This window comes from Phenylobacterium sp. (assembly GCF_030645195.1).
Taxonomy (GTDB): Bacteria; Pseudomonadota; Alphaproteobacteria; order Caulobacterales; family Caulobacteraceae; genus Phenylobacterium.
In genome coordinates this window covers 1-1,645 of sequence record NZ_JAUSLW010000019.1, presented here as the reverse complement: position 1 = coordinate 1,645, position 1,645 = coordinate 1, and the positions used below count along the sequence as shown (strand labels likewise).

The window sequence follows — 1,645 nt, the reverse complement described above, 5'->3', positions numbered from 1 at the left end:
CGGGGCTACAAGGTCCGCCTTCGCAAGCTCGACCCCTATCTGAACGTCGATCCGGGGACGATGAGCCCCTATCAGCACGGCGAGGTCTTCGTGACCGACGACGGCGCCGAGACCGACCTGGACCTGGGCCACTACGAGCGCTTCACCGGGGTGAACGCCACCAAGGCCGACAACATCACCACCGGCCAGATCTACAAGACCATCATCGAGAAGGAACGGCGCGGCGACTATAATGGCGCCACCGTCCAGGTGATCCCCCACGTCACCGACCAGATTCGCGAGTTCGTGCTCTCCGATCCCGGCGAGGGCGTCGACTTCGTCCTGGTGGAGATCGGCGGCACGGTCGGCGACATCGAGGGCCTGCCGTTCTTCGAGGCGATCCGCCAGTTGGGCCAGGAACTGCCCCGCGGCCACGCCTGTTACATCCACCTGACCCTGCTGCCCTACATCAAGACCGCCGGCGAGATGAAGACCAAGCCGACCCAGCACTCCGTCAAGGAGCTGCGGTCCATCGGCATCCAGCCCGACATCCTGCTCTGCCGCTGCGAGATGCCCATTCCTCAGAGCGAACGCCGCAAGATCGGCCTGTTCTGCAATGTGCGGGAAAGCGCCGTCATCCAGGCGATGGACTCGGCCAACATCTACCACGTGCCGCTGGACTACCATGAGCAGGGCCTGGACCGGGAAGTGCTGGACGTGTTCGGCATGGCCGATTCGGCCCCGGCGCCGGACCTGGCGCGCTGGAAGGCCATCTCCGCCAGCCTGACCAATCCCGACGGCGAGGTGAACATCGCCATCGTCGGCAAGTACACCGGCCTCACCGACGCCTACAAATCCCTGGTGGAGGCCCTGATCCACGGCGGCGTCGCCCAGAACGTGCGGGTGAGGTTCGACTGGATCGAGGGCGAGGCCTTCGAGCGGGAGGAGGGGCTGATCGCCCAGCGCCTCACCGACGTCCACGGCGTCCTGGTCCCCGGCGCCTTCGGCGAGCGCGGCTCGGAGGGCATGATCCGCGCCGTCCAGTTCGCCCGCGAGCACATGATCCCCTATTTCGGCGTCTGCTTCGGCATGCAGATGGCCATGATCGAGGCGGCCCGGAACCTGGCCGGCATCGGCCAGGCCTCCTCCACCGAATTCGGCCCCACAACCGAGCCGGTCGTCGGCCTTATGACCGAGTGGACCAAGGGCAATGAGCGCCAGGTCCGCAAGGAGGGCGACGACCTCGGCGGCACCATGCGCCTGGGGGCCTATGAGGCGGTCCTGACGCCCGGCTCCAAGGTTTGCGAGATCTATGGCGGCCTGACCATCAGCGAGCGCCACAGGCACCGCTACGAGGTCAATATCGACTACCGCGACCGCATCGAGCAGACCGGCCTGGCCTTCTCGGGCCTCTCGCCCGACGGCGTCCTGCCGGAAATCTGCGAGCGGAGCGACCATCCCTGGTTCATCGGCGTCCAGTTCCACCCCGAGCTGAAGAGCCGTCCCTTCGAGCCCCACCCCCTGTTCGCCAGCTTCATCGGCGCCGCCCGGGACCGCTCGCGGCTGGTCTAGATCGGGGGTGGAGACGCGATCTCGGTTTCAGGGGCTTCGGCGCTTGAAACGAAGCGGGGTTTGCGTCATACACCCGCGCTCACGTCGGCGGCCC

At 66.8% G+C, this 1,645-nt stretch carries 1 protein-coding gene; it reads left to right on the top strand.

Annotated features, from left to right (window positions below; translation table 11 throughout):
* Positions 1–1,551, top strand: a 1,551-nt coding sequence (locus tag Q7T09_RS01665) for a CTP synthase (protein WP_304697228.1), incomplete at its 5' end; no start/stop codon positions are given.
* Positions 1,552–1,645 lie beyond the last annotated feature (94 nt).